This is a genomic window from Mycobacterium sp. 1482292.6 (assembly GCF_001672995.1).
GTDB lineage: Bacteria > Actinomycetota > Actinomycetes > Mycobacteriales > Mycobacteriaceae > Mycobacterium > Mycobacterium europaeum_A.
On the sequence record NZ_LZKV01000187.1, the window covers coordinates 1 to 3,191 of the forward strand.

At 70.8% G+C, this 3,191-nt stretch carries 4 protein-coding genes and 1 pseudogene; all 5 read left to right on the plus strand.

Annotated elements, in window-relative coordinates; translation table 11 throughout:
• Positions 1 to 447: ATP-binding cassette domain-containing protein (locus A5624_RS18135; protein WP_156749071.1), on the plus strand; the 447-nt coding region annotated here is incomplete at its 5' end.
• On the plus strand, positions 447 to 1,307 hold the full coding sequence (locus tag A5624_RS18140) for a metal ABC transporter permease (protein WP_066868867.1): 861 nt from the start codon (positions 447 to 449) through the stop codon (positions 1,305 to 1,307). The genes A5624_RS18135 and A5624_RS18140, both read left to right, overlap by 1 nt.
• Positions 1,308 to 1,341: 34 nt before the next feature.
• On the plus strand, positions 1,342 to 2,052 hold the full coding sequence (locus tag A5624_RS18145) for a sensor domain-containing protein (protein ID WP_066868870.1): 711 nt from the start codon (positions 1,342 to 1,344) through the stop codon (positions 2,050 to 2,052).
• Between the two features lie 56 nt (positions 2,053 to 2,108).
• Positions 2,109 to 2,867 carry a LamB/YcsF family protein gene (locus A5624_RS18150; protein ID WP_066868873.1) on the plus strand — a complete coding sequence of 253 codons (759 nt, stop codon included), beginning with the start codon at positions 2,109 to 2,111 and terminating at the stop codon, positions 2,865 to 2,867.
• Positions 2,867 to 3,191 (plus strand): annotated as a pseudogene (locus A5624_RS18155) (MBL fold metallo-hydrolase); the annotation flags it as partial. The gene A5624_RS18150 and the pseudogene A5624_RS18155, both read left to right, overlap by 1 nt.

Consider the following 3,191-nt stretch of genomic DNA (forward strand, 5'->3'; position numbering starts at 1 on the left):
CGGGCCCGCCGGCGCGCGGCCGTGCGCCAGGCGCTGCGCCAGGTCAACGGCGAACACCTGGCCGACGTCCGGGTGGGGACGATGTCGGGCGGCGAGTTGCAGCGGGTGCGCATCGCCCAGGCGTTGGTCAGCGACCCGCTGCTGTTGCTGTGCGACGAACCGCTGCTGACGCTGGATCCGGCCAACGCCAGGCTGGTGTCGGCGCTGATCGAGCGGCGTCGCCAGGACGCCGCGACCACCGTCATCGTCGTCACCCACGAGATCAACCCGATCCTGCCGTACGTGGACCGGCTGCTGTATCTGGTCGACGGCCGGTTCGAGATCGGCACGGTCGAGCAGGTGATGACCAGCCAGACCCTTTCGGCGCTCTACCAATCCGACATCCAGGTGGTGAAGGTCAAGGACGGCTACGTGGTGGCCGGCGCTCGTGACGATGGGTACCACTGATGGAACATCGGCTCACCGGCCTGCTGGACCACCTGTTCTCCTTCGACATCACCGCCCACTTGCTCGCCCACGACTTCGTGCAGCAGGCGCTGGTGGCGGCCGCCCTGCTGGGCCTGGTGGCCGGGCTGATCGGGCCGTTCATCGTGATGCGCCAGATGTCGTTCGCCGTGCACGGTTCCAGCGAATTGTCTTTGACCGGAGCCGCTTTCGCGCTGCTGGTGGGGTTCGGCGTGGGCCTCGGCGCCCTGATCGGCAGCGCCCTGGCCGCGGCGCTGTTCGGTGTGCTCGGGCGGCGTGACCGGGAACGCGACTCGGTGATCGGCGTGGTGCTGGCGTTCGGGCTGGGCCTGGCGGTGTTGTTCATCCATCTCTATCCGGGCCGCACGTCGACCAGCTTCGCCCTGCTGACCGGCCAGATCGTCGGGGTGGGCTACACGGGCCTGACCATGCTGGCGCTGGTCTGCCTGCTCGTCATCGCCGTGCTGGCGACGTGTTACCGCCCGCTGCTGTTCGCCACGGTCGACCCCGACGTCGCCGCCGCCCGCGGCGTGCCGGTCTACGCGCTGGGCATCGTGTTCGCCGCCCTGGTCGGGGTGGTGGCGGCCCAGGCGGTGCAGATCGTCGGTGCGCTGCTGGTGATGTCGTTGTTGATCACGCCGGCGGCCGCGGCGGCCCGGGTGGTCGCCTCCCCGGCGGCGGCGATGGTCACCTCGGTGGTGTTCGCCGAGGTGTCCGCGGTCGGGGGCCTGCTGCTGTCGCTGGCGCCGGGCGTGCCGGTGTCGGTGTTCGTCGCGAGCATCTCGTTCCTGATCTACCTGGTCTGCTGGCTGATCGGGCGCCGGCGATCCGCTGCCGCTTAAGCTGGGCCCCATAAGGTTCCACGTCCGGGAGGCAGTGGTGCGCGGGCGAATCGCGTTGCTGGTGGCCGCGGCGGTGTCCGCCCTGGCCACCGGCTGCACCACCGTGGTCGGCGGCAGCGCGTCGCCCGCGGACACCTCCGGTCCGCTGCTCCAGCCGCCGGTGGCCGCCGCGGCCCTGGATGGGCTGCTGCTCGGGGTGGACCAGATCAACTCCTTGCTCAGCTCGGGGATGCGGCTGCGGTACGGCGTTCAGACGATGTGGGATTGGAGTTCGACTTTCAGCGACAAGAGCTGCCTGGCGATGGACGGCCCGGCCCAGGAGGCCGTCTATGCGGACACCGGCTGGATCGCGATGCGCGGCCAGCGCCTCGACGACAACTTCGACGACCCGGCGGTCCGCAACGACTCCGCCATCCAGGCCGTGATCGCCTACCCCTCGGCGCGCAAGGCCAACGCGTTCTACGACGCCTCGGTGCGACGGTGGTCCGCCTGCGCCAACCGGAAGTTCTCCGAACATCCCGTGGACAAGCCGGACATCGTGTGGACCGTCGGCGAGGCCCACAAGGTCGGTGGCACGCTCAGCACCTCCGAAGTTCAGGACAGTAGCGACGGCTGGACGTGCCAGAGGGCGCTGACCGTGCGCAACAACGTCGTCATCGACGTCGCCACCTGCGGCTCCTTCGTGCCCGGCGGGTCCGCGGTCGACCTCGCCGAGCGGATCGCGGCCAAGGTCAGCGGGCGGTAGCCGGCGCCGCGCCTCCTCGCCTAGGCCGGCGTCGGGCGCCCCCATAAGCTGGGCGGGTGGCCGCTATCGACCTCAACGCCGACCTGGGCGAGGGCTTCGGTGTCTGGCGCCTGGGTGACGACGACGCCATGCTCGGCATCGTCAGCAGCGCCAACGTCGCGTGCGGTTTCCATGCCGGTGACCCGGCGGGCCTGCTGCGGGTATGCCGGTCGGCCGCCCGGCGCGGGGTGCGCATCGGGGCGCAGGTGAGCTACCGCGACCTGGCCGGGTTCGGCAGGCGCTTCATCGACGTCGCCGCCGAGGACCTGATCGCCGACGTGGTGTATCAGATCGGCGCGCTGCGGGCGATGGCGCACGCGGCCGGCTCCACGGTGTCCTACGTCAAACCCCATGGCGCGCTGTACAACACGATCGTCACCCACGTCGAGCAGGCCGCCGCCGTAGCCGAGGCGGTGCGCCTGGTGGATTCCGGGTTGCCGGTGTTGGGCATGGCGGACTCGGCCTTCTTCGACGAAGCCACTCGGCGCGGATTACGCACGGTCGCAGAGGCTTTCGCCGACCGGGCCTACCGGCCCGACGGCCGGCTGGTGTCGCGCCGCGAACAAGGTGCGGTGCTGGCCGACCCAGCGGTGATCGCCGACCGGGTGGCGACCATGGTCGACTCCGGGCAGGTCACCGCGATCGACGGCACCCAACTCACGCTGAAGGTGGAATCGGTTTGCGTGCACGGTGATTCGCCGGGAGCGGTGCAGATCGCCGCCGCCGTCCGCGACCGCCTTGCCACGACCGGCACCGAGATCAGGGCGTTCTGCTGATGCGACTGAAACTCGGGCGTCCCGACATCGCGCGGTACGCAGGCCGGTTCGACGCTCCCGCCGCCGAGGCCGACGGGCTCTCGGTGACCTGGATCGGCGTCGCCACCCTGCTGATCGACGACGGCTCGTCGGCCCTGATGACCGACGGCTACTTCTCCCGGCCCGGCCTGGCCACGGTCGCGGCCGGCAAGGTGGCACCCTCGCCGGCGCGCGTCGACGGATGCCTGGCCCGGGCCAAGGTCTCGCGGCTGGAGGCGGTCATCCCGGTGCACACCCACTTCGACCACGTGCTGGACTCCGCACTCGTCGCCGACCGCACCGGCG